Genomic DNA, 18,026 nt, shown 5'->3' on the forward strand with positions numbered 1-18,026 from the left:
CCGGTGACCGGTCAGAGCGATACGGTTCTCGACGTCGAGGCGCTTGATGTCCGCTACGGCCCCGTCAGGGCCGTGCGCGGTATCAGCTTCGGCGTTGCCCGCGGCGGAATCACGGCACTTCTGGGGGCCAACGGTGCAGGCAAGTCCAGCACGCTGATGGCCATTGCCGGGGTCGTTCCGGTCGCTTCGGGGCGCGTGTCGCTTTTCGGCAAGCCCACTGCCAAAACCACGCCCGACGCGATCGTTCGGTCGGGCGTGGGAATCTGTCCCGAAGGGCGGCGCATCTTCGCGTCACTGTCGGTAGAGGAGAACCTGATCGTCGCAGGCACCGCGGTGGCCACTCCGCAAGTGGCTGCCACCCGCCGCGAAGAGATGATGGAGCGCTTTCCCATTCTCGGCGAACGTCGCCGCCAGCTGGCGGGTCTACTGTCGGGAGGTGAGCAGCAGATGCTTGCCGTGGCCCGTGCCCTGATGGGGGCACCCAAGCTGCTGTTGATGGACGAGCCGTCTCTGGGCCTTGCCCCGCAGATGGTCGACACGATCTTTTCCATCATCGAGGAGCTTCAGCGTGAAGGCATCTCGATCCTTTTGGTCGAACAGAACGCCGCCCTTGCACTCGAGGTCGCAAACCATGCGGTTGTCATGGCCAATGGCGAAATCGCGGGGCAGGGCGCTCCTGCGGATCTGGCGGGAGACACCCTTTTGAAATCAGCATATTTGGCGGCCTGAGAGATGGACCAACTTCTGCAGCAGCTCATCAACGCGCTCAGCCTCGGCGGCATCTACGCGATGCTGGCACTTGGCCTCGCCATCGTTTTTTCCATCGTGGGTCTGATCAATTTTGCCCATGGCGACATCATGACCTTCGGCGGCTATGGCATCTTCCTGTCGATGGTCTTTGGTTTCCCACCAATTGCAGCGCTGTGTATTGGGCTGGGCGCTGCTGTCGTCATGGCGCTGGCGATGGAGCGAACGGCCTTTCGAGTTATGCGCGGGGCGGATGTCATCTCGCTGCTGATCACGAGTTTCGCGGTATCTGAAATTCTCAAGGTTTTGTTCCAAAACGGCATTTCGGCGCGGCCGGTACCGATCTCCTTCCCAGCTGCGTGGTCGGGCTCGTACCAGATCGGTGGCATGACCATCGGGGTAGCCCCTACAGCCTCAATCCTTGTGACGATCGTTTCACTGGGATGCCTGACCTTTGTGCTGCGGCGTCTGGCCATCGGTATGGCGATGCGCGCCGCGGCGGAAGATTTCGATATGCTGCGCATGCTGGGCGTGCGCGCCAACCGTGTTGTGGCCGCCGCTTTTGCAATCTCGGGACTGCTGGCCGGGATCGCCGCTGTGATCTGGACGGCGCAACGTGGCTCCGTCGACCCAATGATGGGCTTCTTTCCGGTGCTCAAGGCCTTCATCGCTACGGTTTTGGGCGGCTTGGGTAGCCTCGGCGGCGCAGTTCTTGGCGGCTTCGTTGTGGGCACGCTGGAGGTTCTGACACAGGCGTTCCTTCCCGATGCGCTGGCCCCGTACCGTGACGCCATCGTATTGAGCGCCGTGATTGCAGTGCTTCTGGTGCGCCCGGACGGTCTTTTGCCGGCGCGCAGCGGCGCTCGGTCCTGAGCTGCGCAAAAGCCAAAACGGGGCCAGGCGGTCCCCAATGTTACGGAGAGCACCATGTGCAAGACCTGCGACTACACCATCCACAGCGCGCAGCATCATTTCGGCTGGGACAATGCGATTGCGCCCGTCGCGACCGTGGCGCCCGGATCGACGCTACTGTTTCACTGCATGGATGCGGCCGGCGGTCAGCTTGGACCCTCAAGCACCGTGGACGATGTCGCAGCGCTCGATTTCGGCAAGATCAATCCGGTCTCCGGCCCGATCTATGTTGATGGGGCCGAGCCGGGCGACGCGCTCAAGGTCACGTTCGAAGGCTTTGCGCCGCGTGAGACCGATGGCAGCGCCTGGGGCTGGACCGCCAACATCCCCGGTTTCGGCCTCCTGGCCGATCAGTTCGACGACCCGGCTCTGACGATCTGGACCTACGATGCCCGCACCATGGCACCCGCGCTCTGGGGCGATATGGGCCGCGTGCCTCTCAAGCCGTTCACCGGCACCATCGGGGTGGCGCTCGCCGAGCCGGGCCTGCATTCCATCGTCCCGCCCCGGCGTACGGGCGGCAATCTCGATATCCGGGATCTCTCCACGGGGACGGAGATCTACCTGCCGGTCGAGGTGGCAGGTGCGCTCTTTTCCGTGGGCGACACGCATGCTGCACAGGGTGACGGGGAGGTCTGCGGCACTGCTATCGAAAGCCCGATGGATGTGACGCTGACCCTCGATCTGGTGAAGGGTGCGGAACTGAAAATGCCGCGCTTCACCACGCCCGGCCCGGTGACGCGGCATCTCGATGCCAAGGGGTATGACGTGACCACGGGCATCGGTCCGGACCTCATGACTGGCGCGCGAGATGCGGTGGCGGGCATGATTGACCTGCTGACGGCGCGTCACGGCATGTCAACCGTCGATGCCTACATGTTGGTATCCACCTGCGGCGACCTGAGGATTTCCGAGATCGTCGATATGCCAAACTGGGTGGTTTCCTTCTACTTTCCGCGCATGGTTCTGGAGTAGCTGCTACCACTGGTATGAGCACTGAACGGAAACCTTGTCAGTTTTTCCAAAGGCAGCATCTTCGGTGACCACAACCAGTCCTTCAAATCCACCTATGGTTATTTTGTCTGTGATTTAAGTACGCAGGAAGCCGACATCTGGTTGCACTGTTCAAACGTTAGCTTATTCCCGCGTCCGTTTGTTCGGCAGCCATAGAGTTTCGCTGCCTCACCTTTTCTTTGATATCCCGGCCAATGCGAACTCGGTTCTTCACCATTTGAACGGGCGAAGCACGAAGAGCTATAGAGCGGAAGTGTTATACGGAGGAGCAAATCATCGGCCAGCTGAAGGAGCGCGAGACTGGCGCAAAGACCGACGACATCTGTTGCCGCAGCAGCACCAATCAGTGACGTTCTATAGATGCGTTAGAAGTACGGAGGCTTGCAAACTGGGATGCGAAGCGCCTGGGAGCCTTTCGATCTCCATGCTTTCACTCATCACTGGAAACCAACCGAAAAACCTAGATCAGACCGGTCCTACCTCACATCTGGTAACAAGCGCAAACGGCCGTATCCGATCACTAATCTAATGCAATCATCAGACGACCCGCGCTTGGCAAAACCGCCATCAGTAGAAATGCGGAAGGTTCTTTACTCTGGCTGCTCGGACCCAGCTTGGGACGAAGGGGACGATTTTGTCTTGGGTTGGGACCATGATTTCGATGAAGTTTGCGCCCGGATTTGAGATGGCATGCGCCAGCGTGGGTTTGATCTCGGCCTCTGTCGCGATCCGTGCCGTCTGGAACCCGAAGGCGTCCGCGACCTTGAGGTAGTCGACGCCGCCGAAATCGGTCGACCAAGGTGCATCGACATCGTCGAGGAGGATCGCCTCGCCGCGAATCCAGCCGAAGCTGTCGTTGCGGGTCAGGATGATCGTGACGTTCTTGCCGGAGCGTTTGATCGTTTCCATGTCGCCGATGACAAAACCGAATGATCCATCACCCGTGAAGCTGATGACGGGGCCGTCTGTGGAATGGCACGCGCCAATCGCGGCGGGCACCGAATAGCCCAAAGCGCCCATGGAGTAGTTGGTGATGTAGCGCCGCCCGGCTTTGCGGAAGGTCAAAAGGGCGGAGGGGTAGATTGCGCTCACACCCGGTTCGGACGTAACGACCGCATCGTCCGGCATGAGTTGATCAAGCACCTGCGACAGCTTCACAGGCGACACCGTGCCCTCCGGCATCGGGATATTCGATTTGAAAACCTTGTCGAGCGCGGTCTTCTTGATCTGCGTGAGATCGACCGTTGGGCGGCTGGGGTCGGGGCGGTTCTCTTTAAGAAGCTCAACCATGTAGGTCAGGCTCGCGCGGGCGTCGCCGACCATGCCAACCTCGACCGGAAAGTTGTTGCCGATATGGGCTTCCGCGATGTCGAGATGCAGGAAGGTCTTTGTCCGCGGGTCCCCGTAGAGCTTCCAGTGGTCTGTCGCGGCGCTGTCGGTGTTGGAGCCGATAAAGAAGATCACATCCGCGTCGTGGACATACTGGTTCGAGTACTCCATTCCGCCCCGCCCACCGATCACGCGCAGCGCAAGGGGATGGTCCTCCGGGATTGTGCCTTTGCCGGGTGTTGTGGTGCCAACCGGGATCTGCAGCACCTCGGCGAGCTCCAGAACAATGTCAGACGCTTGCGAGATCAGCGCTCCCTGACCGCAAACGATCGCGGGTTTACTGGCTGACAGCAGCACGTCAATCGCGGCGCGGATCTTGTCGTGATCTGCGACCGGGCGATGTGCGGGGTAGGTGCTGTATTCGGGCTCGGCGTAAAGGTCGCTTAACTCTGCCTCTTCGCCAAAGATATTGATCGGCACGCGGATATGCACGGGTGCCGGTCTGCCTGATGTGGCCACGCGAAAGGCGCGGCGCACGAGAAAAGGAATATCGCGGGCGTTCGAAATCACGAATGATTCCTTACAGATGCTTTCGTAGAGCGCGGTTTGATTGACGCCGGTCAGCCCATGTTTCTTGTCCTGATTGATAGGAATGTCTGAACTGAAGAAGATCACGGGAACAGAGCTGAGAAAGGCCTCGGTGATCCCCGGCGTGCAGTGTGTGACACCCGGGCTTGGCGCTTCGAGCACGGCGGGCTTGCCGGTGATCTTGGCGTAGGCCTCGGCGGCGAAAGACGCGGTGCGCTCATCTCGCGTGAGGACGAATTCGATATCGGAATGCGCGCGCCATTCCTTGTACCAGCCAATCGTCGTTTCTCCGGGCAATCCGAACACATGGGTCACGCCGTGCAGTTCGAGCATACGCAAAAGCGCTTGCGCCCCATTCATTCGCGTCGGGTCGGGAATCGTCGGCATCACGGTTCTCCTGACGAAAACAGGTGTGTGCGGTAGCGGTCGAGCATGTCGGGGTCGGGCGTGGTTCCAAGGCCCGGTGACGTGGGTACGTGAACGTAGCCGTCTTTGACTGGGAAGGGCGCGAGCGCCAGGTCCGCCTCGGCATAGAAGGTCGACATGTAAAATTCGCATCCAAGCGTCAGGTTCGGGACGGCTGCCATCAGGTGGGCACCGGCCATGTGGGCGATGGAGGTTTCAAACATGCAGCCGCCATAAACCTCGATCCCCGCCGCGCGGGCAATCGCCGCGATTTCCAGACAACGTCGAATACCGCCTGACTTCGCGGTCTTGAGCGAAAAGATATCGGCGATGCGCATCTGGGCGCCATGCAGCGCATCTCGGACGTCGAACACACTTTCATCCGCCATGATCGGCACGTCGACGGCGCGTGTGATCGCCGCCAAGGCCTCGCGTTCGCGCATCCGGACCGGTTGCTCCACAAAGTCGGGCCGAAAGGTTTCAAGGTCGCGAATGAGCCGGATTGCATCGTAGGCCGGCAGGCCCTGATTATAGTCAATGCGCAGATGGATCGCGTCGCCGTAGAACGCGCGCAGCTTCTCAAGCCGCATGAGGTCAAAGCTGTGGTCGGCAAACCCGGTCTTGAGTTTGAAAATGCGAACGCCGCTGTCCCAGATTCGGGCGACATCTTCGAGATCAGCGTCGAAGTCCGGGTTGGCTACCGAGAAGCTGAGCGGGATGCTATCGCGGTGCCGCCCTCCGACGAGTTCCGCAATCGGCAGACCGGCGATTTGCCCCGTAATGTCCAGCAAAGCGCATTCCAGCGCCGCCTTTGCCTCTGGGTGACCCACCAACGCTTGCTCCGCATCTGCGAGGATCGGCTCGATCAAAACGGCATCCCGCCCCACCACATGCGGTCGCAAATGCACATGGAGCGCAGCGGCGTTGCCATCAACTGTGCCAGTGAAGACAGGCCAGGGCGACGCTTCGCCCCAGCCGGTCAGGCCGCTGTCCGTCACCAGTTCGCAAAGTGCTACGTTGATGCCGCCTACATCTCCCGAACCGTGCGAATGCACGGCGCGCGCCGGGATCGAAACGCAATGCACCCGCATGTCGGTGATCCGGTGTGCTGTCATGGCGCCGACGTTCGCGGGTCATCAAGCTCGGATGGGAAGCGGCGGGGCAGGAGGCCCGCCTGAAACCAGAGCAGATAGGTGTAGATTGAGAAGACGGGTCGACCGGTCGCGCGACGGATGTCAGCGGCATAGGGCACCATGTTTGTGCACTCCAGAAGGATTGCGCCAACCCGGGGATGCGCTTCGACAAGGCGCAGCGCCGCAGCAATGTTGTCCGCGCGGGCACGATCGAAATCGATCTCCTCGGCATCGCCCAGCACCTGCGTGGTAAAATGGGATGTCGCCCTCGTGCCCATGATGGGTGTATCACCGGCAATGCCTGCCGCATCGAGATGGGCCGAGGTCAGCGTCTCGGACGATATCGTCAGGATTCCCAGTGAGCGGTCAGCTGGCAATGACTGCTGAATGAGACCCGCTTGGAGCAGCGACGACGACGCGACTGGCACGCCCAACGCATGAGACATATGGTCCTGAAAAGGCACCAGAAATCCGCAATTCGTGGCAATCCCATCGCATCCGAGGTCGACAAGTTCTTGCCCGGCCTCGATGAACGCGGCCAGAAGCGGGGTCGCATCGCCGCGTACGACGTTGTCCGGGGTAGCGGAGCGAACGACCTTGTATTGAACCGGGAAGGGCCAGGTCGCGGCATTTCCGATATCGCCGGGGATGCGTGGAAACCGGGTGTTCAGCATAAGAATGCCAACCGTCGCGCCGAAGACCGTCTTCCCGCCATGTGTCGTCATTCCGGCATTCCCAAAAGGACCCACAAAGCCATCCGTGTGAGCCATCTGAGCCAGCCTAGCGTCCGTCTTGCTTTGCGCGCAAGGCTGTGTCTTCATCGACGGCGGGTGTTGTCAGAAGAAAGACTGGACCAAGGGGGGTATCACCATTCCGGAACGCGTGATCATAGCCGGTGCCGGAATCGTCGGTGTTTCAACCGGGATTTGGTTACGCCGCATGAGCGATGCCGAGGTCACGATTATCGACCGTTTGCCCCCCGGCGAAGGCACCTCTCACGGCAACGCGGGTGTTTTGGCTGCCTGTTCGATTGCGCCGGTCACGGCTCCGGGTCTTGTACGAAAAGCGCCGGGAATGCTCCTGAACCCGGATTTTCCGCTTTTCATGCGCTGGGGCTATTTCCCCAAGCTCGTACCGTGGCTGATCAAGTATCTGTCAAACGCAAATGACAGCGACACCCGCCGCATTGCGAAAGGCTTGACGCATATCGTCGGTGATACCGTCGACCAGCACAAATCACTCGTCGCCGGAACCGATGCGGCGGACTGGGTGCACGAAAGCAATTATTCCTTCGCTTACACAAACAGGGCTGCGTTTTCGGCTGATGCCTACACCTGGGGCCTCCGGCACGAGGCTGGTTTTGAACCCGAAATCCGCGAAGGCGACGCGGCGCGGGAATTTGAACCGAACCTGTCGCCGACTATCGGGCTCTTGGCGACGATGAAAGACCACGGATACATCCGTGATCCCGGCGGCTACGTGAAAGCACTGGCACGAGTATTCGAAGGTCTGGGCGGCACGATCCTTCGGGCCGAGATCAAGGATTTCGAGTTCGAAGACGATCGCATCCGGTCGGTTCTGACCGACGCAGGCCCGCAACCTTGTGACCGCGCAATTCTGGCAACCGGTGTCTGGTCCAAACCGCTGATGCAAAAACTCGGGCTAAAAATCCCGCTCGAGACTGAGCGCGGGTATCACATTATCTTCAAGGATGCAGAAGGCATTCCGTCCCACCCGATCATGATTGCGAGCGGTAAATTTGTTGCTACGCCGATGGATGCGGGGCTGCGCTGCGCCGGTGTAGTCGAGTTCGGCGGGCTGGATGCGGGGCCTGCGCAGGCCGTGTTCAACCTGTTGCGGAAGCAGGCCAAGGCCGCGCTTCCCAATCTCAGCTATAGCGAAGAGGTGGAATGGCTCGGGCATCGTCCTGCTCCGGCTGACAGCCTCCCGCTGATCGGACAAGTCCGCCAGACCGGCATCTTTACTGCCTTTGGTCATCACCACATTGGATTGACCGGTGGCCCCAAAACGGGAAGGATCGTGGCATCTCTGGTCGCGCACCGACCGCCCAACACAGATATCGGTGCATTTGATCCAATGCGATTTGCCTAAGATCGCTTCTAAGAAAAAGACATCAACTGGGAGAAGACAATGTCAACAATGTCGAAAACGCTGATCGCTTCGGTCACCACGGCCATGCTCGCCGCACCTGCCGTGGCTCAGGAAAAATGGGACCTGCCCATGGCCTATTCCGGATCGAACTTCCATTCGGTCACGGGGGCTGAGTTCGCCAAATGCGTGACCACCGGTACCGGTGGCGAGATCGAGATCACCACCCACCCGTCCGGGTCCCTTTTCGCAGGCGCCGATATCAAGCGTGCCGTTCAGACCGGTCAGGTGCCAATCGGTGAGCGCCTTCTGTCCGGCCACCAGAACGAGAGCGCGATCTTCGGATGGGACAGCGTGCCGTTTCTCGTGTCGTCCTTCGATGAGCATGAAAAGCTCTATGAAGCCGCCAAGCCGCACATCAACGAGCTGCTGGCCGAGCAGAACATGACGATGCTCTACTCCGTGCCGTGGCCACCGCAGGGCCTTTACTTCAACAAGGAAGTGAATTCGGCCGCTGACATGGCAGGCCTCAAGTTCCGGTCCTACAACAACGCCACCGCACGTCTCGCGGAACTGACCGATATGCTGCCGGTTGCGATCGAAGCGGCAGAGATCAGCCAGGCCTTTGCTACCGGAGTGGCGGAATCGATGATTTCCTCTGGTGCCACGGGCTATGACCGAAAAGTGTGGGAAAGCCTGAGCCATTTCTATTCGGTCGATGCATGGCTGCCGCGCAATTACATGCTGGTCAACAACGACGTCTGGGCCGATGTGTCGGAGCAGAACAAGAACGTCATCAACGCCTGCGCCGCCATGGCGGAATACGCAGGAACGTGGCGCGCGAAGGAATACACCGGCTTCACGCTGGCAGGCCTCGCCGAGGGCGGAATGACGGTTCAGCCGGCGGGCGAGCAGCTGATGAACGACCTGCGCGAAGTGGGTGCAACCATGACGGCCGAATGGCTCGAAGCGGCTGGTGAAACCGGCCAAGCGATCCTCGACGCCTACAACGCTCAGTAACCGAGCGATCAGGGCCAGCCTCACCGGGCTGGCCTTTTCCTTTCCTGCGCTGGAGACGTGCCCATGACCGGTGCCTTGCGCGGCCTGCGCCGCTTTCTTGATTTCCTATACCTGGCTGCAGGCATTCTTGCCGCTCTCTGCCTGATTGCGATCCTGCTGCTGATCGTGGCGCAAATGGTGGCGCGCTGGACTGGTGAAATCTTTCCCGGTGCCGCCAACTATGCGGGCTACGCGATGGCGGCGGCGAGTTTCTTTGCGTTTGCCAACGCGCTCAACCGGGGGTCGCATATCCGCGTGTCCCTATTGTTGAATGCCGTGCCGAAAGCGTTTCGGCGCGTGTTGGAAATCTGGTGCTTCGGCATCGCCACAGCGGTCATGTGGTACTTCACCTACTACGCCTATTGGTTCGCCTACTGGTCCTGGAAATTCAACGAGGTCAGTCAGGCACAGGACGCAACTCCGATGTGGATCCCGCAATCGGTCATGGTGATCGGCGGTTGTATCCTTGCCATTTCGCTGACCGATCACCTGATCCACGTGATCTTCCGGGGCGACCACCGCATCAAGCGCGACCTCGTCGATCAAAGTTTTGCGGAGTAGGGCCGTGGAAGAATTTTACGCCATCAGCCTGTTTCTCTTCGTTCTTTTCCTGCTTCTCGGCACCGGGGTCTGGGTCGGTATCGCCCTGATGGGTGTCGCTTGGGTGGGCATGGAGTTGTTCACCTCGCGCCCGGTCGGCGACACGATGATCACGACGATCTGGGCGTCCTCGTCAAGCTGGACCCTGACGGCCTTGCCGCTTTTCATTTGGATGGGGGAGATCCTCTTCCGGACGCGGCTGTCCGAGGACATGTTTCGCGGCCTGTCGCCCTGGCTCGCCCGACTGCCCGGTGGCCTCGTCCACACCAACATCGTGGGATGTACTGTCTTCGCGGCGGTGTCCGGGTCGTCGGCGGCGACGTTGACGACTGTCGGCAAGATGTCCATCCCAGAGCTCCGTGCGCGCGACTACCCAGAGCGGATCGTTATCGGCACACTCGCCGGCGCGGCGACGCTGGGCCTGATGATCCCGCCGTCACTGGCCCTTATTGTCTACGGTGTGACGGTCAATGAATCGATCACGCAGCTGTTCTTCGCCGGGGTTTTCCCGGGCCTCTGCCTTGCGCTCATGTTCATGGGATACGTGGCGATCTATTCGCGGTTGTCGGGTTCGTGGAACCCGAAGCAGGAAACCGGCATGTCCTTCAGCGAAAAGCTCAGCAATTCCCGCTTCCTGATCCCGGTTTTGCTTCTGATCTTCGTGGTCATCGGGTCGATGTATGCAGGCTACGCCACCGCGACCGAAGCAGCGGCAATCGGTGTGATCGGATCACTGGTTCTGGCGGCGGGTCAGCGGTCGCTGAACTGGACGACCTTTACCGAAAGCCTCATGGGGGCCACGCGGACGTCCGCCATGATCGCGCTGATCCTCGCAGGCGCGGCATTCCTGAAGCTTGCGATGGGGTTCACCGGCTTGCCGCGTGCATTGGCAGACGGAATTGCCTTGATGGAGCTGTCGCGGTTCGAGCTTTTGATGATCCTGATGGTCTTCTACATCATCCTTGGGATGTTCCTTGACGGGATTTCGTCCGTTGTGCTGACCATGGCCGTCGTGGAACCGATGGTACGGGAGGCCGGGATCGACCTGATCTGGTTCGGCATTTTCGTCGTCGTGGTGGTCGAGATGGCGCAGATCACGCCGCCCATCGGGTTCAACCTTTTTGTCCTGCAAGGCATGACCGAACACGAGATGGGCTACATCACGCGCGCGGCCTTCCCGATGTTCATGATCATGGTGCTGATGTGCTTCGTGCTCATCTGGTTCCCAGACATCGCCATGTGGTTGCCCGAGACCATGCGACAGGCCCCCTGACGGGTGTTCAGCGCTCTGGCCTGGATCGGGCGACATGGGAAATACTTTCTGATCGCCGGGTTGTTCGTTGGGCTTCTCGCGCCCGGGCTGGCAGAAACGCTGCGCCCGTGGATCGGCACGCTGGTAGCCGTGTTGCTATTCGTGACCGGCGTCCGGGTTGGGGCACGGCAAGCCTTCGGACACCTAAGCGAACTCAGGCCGACCTTGGTCCGGATCAGTGTTTTGCAAACTCTCTTGCCGCTTGTTGTCATCGCAATGCTTGCTGTTCTCGGAGTGTCGCATTTCCCGATGGCGATGGCCGTCTCTCTGATGCTGGCGGCACCGTCGCTGACAGGTGCTCCGAATTTCGCGATCATGATGGGACACGATCCGGCACCGGGCATGCGGTTGCTGGTGATGGGAACGGCCGTGTTTCCAGTGACGGCATTGCCGGTTCTTCTGATCCTCGATCCGGCGGGAGGCGGTATTTTCAGTGCCTTTTCGCTTTCGCTCGGACTACTTGCAGCGATCCTGGCCGCGGTAAGCCTTGGCTTCACTGTTAGGCGTTTTGTCCCGAATTTGGGTGATCTACGCGCACAAGGCGCTTTGGACGGATGCGCGGCGCTGCTTCTCGCAATCGTGGTCGTCGGTTTGATGAGCGCCATCGGCCCGCTGTTGCAAGACGATCCATTGGCCTTGGTACTTTGGTTGCTGGCGGCGCTTGCGGTGAATTTCGTGCTTGTCTTTGTGACCTTGCACGTGTCGCGCCGCGCGCATCTGCAAATGGCAGTGCCCACCGCGATCTACGCAGGCAATCGCAACATCGCCCTGTTCCTGATCGTACTGCCAGACGAGGTTGCGGCGCCGCTCATGATCTTTGTCGGCTGCTATCAGGTTCCGATGTATTTGACGCCGATCCTGTTGTCCCGGCTGGCTGGCGAGGGGCCACAGGACAGGTAACTGCGATGTCAGACGCCACCGCATGATCGACCGAAGAATTCGGAATTGAAGTGGGCTGTATGCCCGGCTACAGGCCCGGCAGCCACGTCGCCAGGATCGGGAACAGGATCAAAAGGCCCACGACCATCAGCGAGCAGAAGATGAATGGCATGGCTGCACGGTAGATCTCGCGCATGGTGGTCTCTGCCGGGGCCACCCCCTTCATCACGAACAACAGCAATCCGAAAGGTGGCGTTGTAAAGCTGATCTCAAGCGCCAGCAGCATGATCAGCCCGAACCAGATCGGATCGAATCCAAGTGTCTGCGCCAGCGGGAAAAAGATCGGCACGGTCAGAAGCATGATCGAGATCTGTTCCATGAACATGCCGAGCACCAGCAGCACACCGAACATTACCAACAGCATCATGGTCGGGTCCAGGTCGAACCCTGTGGCCCAGTTGATCAGGCCACGTGATGCGCCAGAAAACGCGAGAAGCTGACTGAACGTGGCCGAGCCGAACACGATCAGGTACGCCATCAGCGTCACACGCAACGCACCTCGCACGGATTTCTTGATCGCGTCCCATGTGAGGCACCGGTAGATCGCGGCGAGGATGAGCACACCCAATGCGCCAAACGCCGCCGCTTCTGAGGGTGTGACGATCCCGTTGATCATCATGATGACAATCGCGACCATGAGCCCGATCATCGGGACAACATCCCGCATCAGGATGCCGAGCTTTTCGCCCGCACTCATTGGGGTGACGTCGTAGGGCGGCGCCGCGTCGGGATCCAGCCGGGTCTGGATGTAGATCGTCGCAATATAAAAGGCGGCAAGGATCAGGCCGGGGATCACCCCGGCGATCAGCAAAGCGCCCACGTCGATCTTGGCCAGCGTGGCCAGCAGCACGGCAAGCGCCGAGGGCGGGATGATGATGGCCAGCCCCCCGGTGCCAAGGATTGGGCCGATGGACATATGGCTTTTGTACCCGCGCCGCTTCATCTCGGGTACCATCAGCGACCCGAGAAGCGCGGTCGACCCCATCGAAGACCCGGACAGCGTCGAAAACCCGGTACCGCCAAGGACCGTGACATAGCTAAGGCGTCCAGGCAGTCGACCCAGCAGCTTGTCTATGGCGGAAAACATGCGGCCGCCCAAACCGGTCTGGAAAAAGATCTCTCCCATCAGCAGGAAAAGCGGAATGGGCACCAGTGCGAAGATCGTCAGCGATCCCCAGCCATTGTTCAAAAGCTGGCTGATCCCCCGCTCGCCCCCCATGAAGACCCATGCTCCAAGGATGTTGGCGGCCAGAAACGCCAGTGCCACCGGCATTCCGAGCGCCATGAGAAACATGATGCTGCCAACCAGCAGGCCAAGGGCTTCGTACCATTCCATTATTCGTGAATCCCCGCCTCGCCGGAATGCATCAGTTCCGGACCAAAGACGAACCGGGCGAATTCAATCGCCATCACGGAAAACGCGATGGGGAAGGTGATCGTGAGAAGCCACCGGGGATAGTAGTAGGCCCGCACATCGAAATCGTTGCGTTCGATATTGGTCAGGAAGAGGTCCAGCCCGTACCACGCAAGGATCAGGGACACCGCCACACATGCCAGCGCGACAGCGCGGCTGACGATCCGGCGCAGGGCTGAGGGCAGGGCGGCTGTCACCAGTTCAATGTGCACATGCCCCTTTTCGCGCACCAGCCACGGCGCGCCGAGCATGGTCATGTAGAGGATGCCGTATTCGGCGGAGGTAAACAGCCATGCGAAGGGCTGCATCCCCAAATTGCGCATCAGGACGGATACGACCACCGACACCATCAGCCAGACGAGCGTCACGGCAGCGATGAAAGCCATCGTGTACAGAAGGGCGTCGTAGGCCCGGATCACGGCGCGCATGAGGTATTCCGTCCGAATTGGAAGGGCCGGAACGTGCGGTTCCGGCCCTATGGTCTTACTGGTCTGCTGCCGGATCGTAGAACTTGCCGATCAGGTCGTCATAGCTCGCGACCGACTGCGGTTCTGCTTCCATCAGCTCTTTCATCCGTGCCCAAGTGGTCTCGCGTGCAGCGGCAAGATAGTTGGCGCGCGCCTCACCTTCGAGTTCCACAACCTGCATGCCAGCCGCGTCGAGCGCTGCGAAGTCCTCATCGCGCTTCCCGCGCAGGGCGTTCACGCTGTCGATCTCATGCTGGATCGCGGTGTCCTGCAGAATCTGCTTGGCTTCGTCACTCAAGCCGTTCCACGACTCAAGGTTCACGATCACCCCAAGGTCGGTCGAGAAGAAGCACGGCTCGATCCGGTAGTTGAGGAACTCGTTCCACTTGAGGTCGATGAGGCCAATCTGGGTCCAGCCTGTCGCATCCACGACGCCGTTCTGCAGCGCCGAATAGACTTCGCCCGTGGGCAGGTCGATGACCTGTGCTTCGAGGTAGTTCGTAAAGAACGCGTTATACACTGCGTTGCCGCGCAGACGCAGACCGTCCACTTCGAGGTTGCCATCGGCGTCGAAGGACGGCTCGTTCCGCGTCCAAAGGTTGTAGCACACGCCGCTGTCGAACCAGCCAAGGTACTTGAGACCCATGCGTTCCTGATGGATCTGATCGATCAGGTCGATGCCGCCGTTTTCGCGGGTTTCGATGGCCGTCAGGTTTGACGCCACAAGGGCGTCTTTCTCTGGCAGCGCGCCGCCATAGAACGACCCGGGCGTATAGACCATGTCCACGATGCCGTCGCGTACCGCGTCGGGCTGCTGGAACATGCCGATGGCTTCGGGGCCGCCCCGGACTTCGATCTGGATCACGCCTTCGCCCGCTTCGTTTACCTTGTCCACGAAGGACAGGAAGCTTTGCGTGTAGATCAGCGTTTCTGGAAACGCATGGACTGCGGTGATCGTTTCTTCCGCGTGGGCCACCGAGCCCAGCATCACGCCGCCCGCAAGGCAGCCTTTCAACAGGTTCATATTCATGGTTAGTTCCTCCTACACCCTTCGGCCGGTCTGGCCTTTGCTACTGCGAACCGGTGTCCCGCCCCGCGCTCCTGAAGTTGGTCTGTTGGACTGGTATGGCCCACGGTGTGTCCTTGACATATTGCGTGCGAAACTCCGCGATGGCCGCTTTGTGGTGTTGGGTCAGGTCGATGTCGTCCCACCCGTTGATCAGTTTCTGTTGCCAGACATCGTCAAGCGTGAAATCGAGCACGCTGTCGCCGACTCGCATCGTCCGGTCCGTCAGGTTGATACTGACCTCGACCGGGCCTGCGCTCAACTGAGAGATCGCGGCGTCGACCTCCGCCTCCGGCACGCGGGCGGGCAAGAGGCCGTTGTTCACAGCGTTGCTGGCAAATATGTCACCAAAGCTTGGTGCAACGACCGCACGGATGCCGAAATCGACAAGCGCATAGACCGCGGCCTCGCGTGACGATCCGCTTCCGAAGTTGCGGCGCGAAATCAGGATGCTGGCGTCCGGCGTGCTATTCAACGGGAAATCGGCAATCGGATTGCCGTTGTTGTCCGTGCGCAGGTCGTAAAGCAGGAAATCCCCGTAGCCCTCGGACCGTGGCGTCGACATGAAGCGCGCCGGGATCAGCTGGTCGGTGTCCACGTTCTCGCGGTCCAGTGCAACCGCCAGACCCGTATGCTGGGACCATCCGGTCATGCGACCTTCCTCCCATTCAGCAGGTCGCGCACATCGGTGAGATGCCCCGTCACGGCGGCAGCGGCGACCATGGCGGGTGACATCAGATGCGTCCGCGCACCCCGTCCCTGGCGGCCACGGAAGTTTCGATTGGTCGTGGACGCGCAGCGCTTTCCCGGTTCGACATGATCGCCGTTCATCGCCACGCACATCGAACATCCGGACCCGACCCAATCGAGGCCCGCGTCGACAAAGATGCGATCCAACCCTTCGGCCTCGGCCTGGGCCTTGACTTGTCTTGATCCCGGCGACACCAGTCCCGGCACTTTCGCGCGACGCCCGGACAGCACGGCCGCCGCAGCGCGCAAGTCTTCGATCCGGGCATTTGTGCAGGACCCGATAAACACCTGATCGACCGCGATATCGGTCAGCGCGCGACCCGGGGTCAGACCCATGTACTCAAGCGCATTGCGCGCGCGCTCTGCTGTGTTTCCACTCATTTTCGAGGGGTCGGGAACTGTCGCCGTCACAGGCAAAGCGTCTTCCGGTGTGGTGCCCCAGGTGACAATCGGGGCAATCTCGGCGGCGTCGAGGGTCACCTCGGTATCGAAAGTGGCGTTCCCATCCGACGGCAAGTCAGACCAGGTTTCAATCGCCCGGTCCCAATCGGCGCCGCGCGGCGCGAAAGGACGGTCTTTCAGATAGGCAAAGGTTGTCTCATCCGGCGCGACCATGCCAAACCGCGCGCCGCCTTCGATCGACAGATTGCAAAGTGTCATGCGCCCTTCCATCGACAAGGCCCGCACTGCGGCCCCCGTGTATTCGATGGCGTGACCGCGCCCTCCGTCTGCGCCCAGTTTCGCAATCCACGCGAGCGCGAGGTCCTTGGCCGTGACCCCCGGTCCAAGCTGTCCCGTCACGTTGATCCGCATTGCCTTGGGTTTGGTTTGCCAGATGGTTTGCGTCGCCAGCACATGCGCCACTTCGGTTGCGCCGATGCCAAAGGCCAAGGCCCCGAATGCGCCATGTGTCGATGTGTGGCTGTCACCGCAGTTGATCAGCAAACCGGGCAGTGTGATCCCCTGTTCCGGTCCAATCACATGCACAATGCCCTGCCGAGGGTCGTCAAGGCCGAAGCATTTGATGCCATGTGTCCGCGTGTTTTCTTCAAGCGTCGCAATCATCCGCGCGATGGCTTTGGTCGCGGGTCCGCCGCGTGTTGGAGCATAGTGGTCTGCCACACCGAAGGTCAGGCCCGGCTCCGCAACCGGAACGCCCCGCTCCGCGATCTTGGCAAAGGCGTGATGAGAGCCTTCGTGGACAAGGTGACGATCCACCCACAAGAGGCTTGTCCCGTCGTCCCGGCGGAGGATTTCGTGCGCATCCCACAGTTTGTCGAGAAGACGCCGACCCGTCATAACGCTGCTCCGCCAATCACGGGTTCCCAATGCCGCGCTTCGCCGGCACCGACACGCGCCAGATCCATTTCGAGGCGGAACAGGTCTGGCCGGTAGAGCGCCGACAGATGCTCGACCCCGCGTCCTCTTGCATCGCGCACAATGCGCTGCACGAACAGAAGCGGTGATCCGACCGAAATCTCCAGCGCTTCCGCGACGTCCGGTGTGGCAAGAGCGGCGGTGACACTTTGATGCGCGCTCTCAACGCTCACCCCGCTGCGTTCCAGGAGTCGGAACAGCGGTTGGGTGGCGAGATCGGCCTCGTCGTAGTTGATTGCGATGTCTTTCGGGACATAGGTCGTCAGATGCGAAAACGGCTGGCCGCCCGATGACCGGACCCTCACGGCCTTTTGTACTTCCGCACCGTCGGCGAGTTCCAGCGCCTTGGCGACTGTCGGTGGCGCGCTGTCGTACGAAAAGGACAAAAGACGTGCGGTTGTCGTACGGTCCATTTCGACAAGATGCGGGATCAGTGTCGCGAAATCTGCAGACAGCTTCTGGCTTTCATGATCTTTTGCCCGCACCACTGAGCCGGCACCGGTTTTCTTCTCAATCCAGCCATCTGCCGCCAGTGCCTCAAGGGCACGCCGCACCGTGATGCGCGAGACGTCGAACATGTCTGCAAGCTTGTGTTCGCCAGGCAGGCGCGTTCCGTCCTTGAAAACGCCATTTGAAATTTCGTCGCGCAGCAACAGGTAAACCCTGCGGGCCTTACCGCCTTCTGGAAGTCCGGAATGCGCGATGATCGTCACGAAAGCGCGGCCCCTGTTGCTTGCTGATCCTTGCCGCCGCTGTGGCGTTGCGACGAAGGTTCCTGTTGGATTGGCCTTTCAATATACCAAAA

The 18,026-nt window shown here is 60.5% G+C and carries 17 protein-coding genes; 8 read left to right on the top strand and 9 right to left on the bottom strand.

Annotation, left to right across the window (positions count from 1 at the left end; translation table 11 throughout):
- The first annotated feature begins 3 nt into the window (after positions 1–3).
- Genes BUA42_RS17070 through BUA42_RS17080 form a run of 3 tightly spaced genes read left to right on the top strand, consistent with a single transcriptional unit; the run spans position 4 to position 2,634 of the window.
- Complete coding sequence (locus BUA42_RS17070; protein ID WP_072779538.1) at positions 4–729, top strand: ABC transporter ATP-binding protein; 726 nt, start codon at positions 4–6, stop codon at positions 727–729.
- Between the two features lie 3 nt (positions 730–732).
- Positions 733–1,620, top strand: a complete 888-nt coding sequence (locus BUA42_RS17075; protein WP_072779539.1) for a branched-chain amino acid ABC transporter permease — start codon at positions 733–735, stop codon at positions 1,618–1,620.
- 54 nt (positions 1,621–1,674) lie between these two features.
- On the top strand, positions 1,675–2,634 hold the full coding sequence (locus tag BUA42_RS17080; RefSeq protein WP_072779540.1) for an acetamidase/formamidase family protein: 960 nt from the start codon (positions 1,675–1,677) through the stop codon (positions 2,632–2,634).
- A gap of 606 nt (positions 2,635–3,240) precedes the next feature.
- On the opposite strand, the gene BUA42_RS17085 is transcribed toward BUA42_RS17080, so the two are convergent.
- From BUA42_RS17085 to BUA42_RS17095, 3 genes are read right to left on the bottom strand one after another with little or no spacing between them, the layout of a single operon-like run.
- Positions 3,241–4,977 (bottom strand): thiamine pyrophosphate-binding protein, encoded by a 1,737-nt coding sequence (locus BUA42_RS17085; protein WP_084066279.1) that lies wholly within the window; start codon positions 4,975–4,977, stop codon positions 3,241–3,243.
- Positions 4,977–6,110, bottom strand: coding sequence for an enolase C-terminal domain-like protein (locus BUA42_RS17090; RefSeq protein WP_072779541.1), 1,134 nt, complete (start codon positions 6,108–6,110; stop codon positions 4,977–4,979). The genes BUA42_RS17085 and BUA42_RS17090 overlap by 1 nt, the downstream gene beginning before the upstream one ends.
- A complete protein-coding gene (locus tag BUA42_RS17095; protein ID WP_072779666.1) occupies positions 6,107–6,853 on the bottom strand; it encodes an aspartate/glutamate racemase family protein in 747 nt (248 codons plus the stop codon). Before BUA42_RS17095 ends, BUA42_RS17090 begins: the two co-directional genes overlap by 4 nt.
- Positions 6,854–6,998: 145 nt before the next feature.
- Here BUA42_RS17095 and BUA42_RS17100 point away from each other — a divergent pair, with 145 nt between their 5' ends.
- The 5 genes from BUA42_RS17100 (at position 6,999) to BUA42_RS17120 (ending at position 12,108) form a co-directional block, all read left to right on the top strand.
- Entirely contained in the window at positions 6,999–8,240 is a 1,242-nt protein-coding gene (locus BUA42_RS17100; protein WP_072779667.1) for an NAD(P)/FAD-dependent oxidoreductase, read from the top strand.
- Positions 8,241–8,288: 48 nt separating this feature from the next.
- Positions 8,289–9,257 (top strand): TRAP transporter substrate-binding protein, encoded by a 969-nt coding sequence (locus tag BUA42_RS17105; RefSeq protein WP_143152738.1) that lies wholly within the window; start codon positions 8,289–8,291, stop codon positions 9,255–9,257.
- 63 nt (positions 9,258–9,320) lie between these two features.
- The gene (locus BUA42_RS17110) at positions 9,321–9,857 is read left to right on the top strand and encodes a TRAP transporter small permease (protein ID WP_072779543.1); all 537 of its coding nucleotides are present in this window, start codon (positions 9,321–9,323) and stop codon (positions 9,855–9,857) included.
- 4 nt (positions 9,858–9,861) lie between these two features.
- Positions 9,862–11,169, top strand: a complete 1,308-nt coding sequence (locus BUA42_RS17115) for a TRAP transporter large permease (RefSeq protein ID WP_072779544.1) — start codon at positions 9,862–9,864, stop codon at positions 11,167–11,169.
- A 3-nt stretch (positions 11,170–11,172) separates the two neighbouring features.
- The gene (locus BUA42_RS17120; protein WP_072779545.1) at positions 11,173–12,108 is read left to right on the top strand and encodes a hypothetical protein; all 936 of its coding nucleotides are present in this window, start codon (positions 11,173–11,175) and stop codon (positions 12,106–12,108) included.
- Positions 12,109–12,175: 67 nt separating this feature from the next.
- Here BUA42_RS17120 and BUA42_RS17125 read toward each other — a convergent pair whose 3' ends face one another.
- From BUA42_RS17125 to BUA42_RS17150, 6 genes are read right to left on the bottom strand one after another with little or no spacing between them, the layout of a single operon-like run.
- Positions 12,176–13,483: a TRAP transporter large permease gene (locus BUA42_RS17125; protein ID WP_072779546.1), complete on the bottom strand. Its 1,308-nt coding sequence runs from the start codon at positions 13,481–13,483 to the stop codon at positions 12,176–12,178.
- Positions 13,483–13,989, bottom strand: coding sequence for a TRAP transporter small permease (locus BUA42_RS17130; protein WP_072779547.1), 507 nt, complete (start codon positions 13,987–13,989; stop codon positions 13,483–13,485). The genes BUA42_RS17125 and BUA42_RS17130 overlap by 1 nt, the downstream gene beginning before the upstream one ends.
- A gap of 55 nt (positions 13,990–14,044) precedes the next feature.
- Positions 14,045–15,058: a TRAP transporter substrate-binding protein DctP gene (dctP, locus tag BUA42_RS17135; protein WP_072779548.1), complete on the bottom strand. Its 1,014-nt coding sequence runs from the start codon at positions 15,056–15,058 to the stop codon at positions 14,045–14,047.
- A 40-nt stretch (positions 15,059–15,098) separates the two neighbouring features.
- Positions 15,099–15,746, bottom strand: coding sequence for a 3-isopropylmalate dehydratase small subunit (gene leuD, locus BUA42_RS17140; RefSeq protein WP_072779549.1), 648 nt, complete (start codon positions 15,744–15,746; stop codon positions 15,099–15,101).
- Complete coding sequence (gene leuC, locus BUA42_RS17145; RefSeq protein WP_072779550.1) at positions 15,743–17,143, bottom strand: 3-isopropylmalate dehydratase large subunit; 1,401 nt, start codon at positions 17,141–17,143, stop codon at positions 15,743–15,745. The genes leuD and leuC overlap by 4 nt, the downstream gene beginning before the upstream one ends.
- On the bottom strand, positions 17,140–17,934 hold the full coding sequence (locus BUA42_RS17150; protein ID WP_072779551.1) for a GntR family transcriptional regulator: 795 nt from the start codon (positions 17,932–17,934) through the stop codon (positions 17,140–17,142). Before BUA42_RS17150 ends, leuC begins: the two co-directional genes overlap by 4 nt.
- Positions 17,935–18,026 lie beyond the last annotated feature (92 nt).

Origin of the sequence: Marivita hallyeonensis (assembly GCF_900129875.1) — a bacterium.
Lineage (GTDB): Bacteria > Pseudomonadota > Alphaproteobacteria > Rhodobacterales > Rhodobacteraceae > Marivita > Marivita hallyeonensis.